Source organism: Parvimonas sp. M20 (assembly GCF_035282425.1).
GTDB lineage: Bacteria > Bacillota > Clostridia > Tissierellales > Peptoniphilaceae > Parvimonas.
This window is the reverse complement of record NZ_JAYKBQ010000043.1, coordinates 1-927: the sequence shown is the minus strand read 5'-3', so window position 1 is coordinate 927 and position 927 is coordinate 1. Positions and strand designations below refer to the sequence as shown.

1 protein-coding gene is annotated in these 927 nt (G+C 50.1%); it reads left to right on the top strand.

From position 1 onward, the window contains the following. The coding region (locus tag VJI93_RS08240; protein WP_324009236.1) for a hypothetical protein at positions 1-927 on the top strand (927 nt) is incomplete at both ends.

The window sequence follows — 927 nt, the reverse complement described above, 5'->3', positions numbered from 1 at the left end:
CAAGAAGGGAATGGCTTAATGACTATACGTGCCATGCTTGCGGCTACGTTCAATGAGCGCAAGATCGAAGCACACCTCCGTGATGCAGGATTTCTTTGGTTCCAACCGAAGATTGATGGCATGCGTGTTTTGGGTGGTCCATCGTGTGTACCTCTGAGCCGTTCAGGCAAAGAGTGGAAGCAGCGTCATCTTCGTGCGCTATTCAGGGAAAAGCCATCATTCCGTGGTTTCGATGGCGAAGTTATCTCAGGACATCAATATGATCCAAACGTCTTTCGCGAGTCGATGTCGGGCATTCGTGCAGAGGATGGCTCTCCTGAGTTCACCTACTATGTCTTCGACAATTTCGACGGATCAGTGGCAGACTCTGACTACGAATCCCGACTTCGTCATATTCAAGACGTCCTTGACTGCGGAGGGCAAGATTTTGCAAATCCCGCAGCTGTGCGAATTCAAGGTGGCGAAGGGTTTGACGCACAAATCATCATATGCCCATCGTACGCAGTCAGTAGCCTCGACGAAATCTATCGACGGGAAGAAGAAGCGATTGCGAATGGATGGGAAGGAGGAATCCTTCGACGAAACGATCGCCCGTACAAGCATAATCGATGCACCCCCAACGATGGAAACCTTACTAAGCTCAAGCGTTTCGAAGATGCGGAGGCAATTGTCGTTGGCTATGAAGCTTGGGAAGTTAACGGCAATGAAGCAACTGTATCCGAACTCGGATACACTACTCGATCAGCTCATCAGTCCGGGAAGGTTGCAATCGAGCGACTTGGTGCCCTCAAAGTCGAACTGCTTACCGACCGTAGTGTTAGATTCAGCATCGGCGTTTTCAAAGGATGGACACACGCTGACAGAGATCGACTATGGGCAGATCGAGATACGCGTATTGGCCGGATACTTAAGTTCAAGCATCAAGGA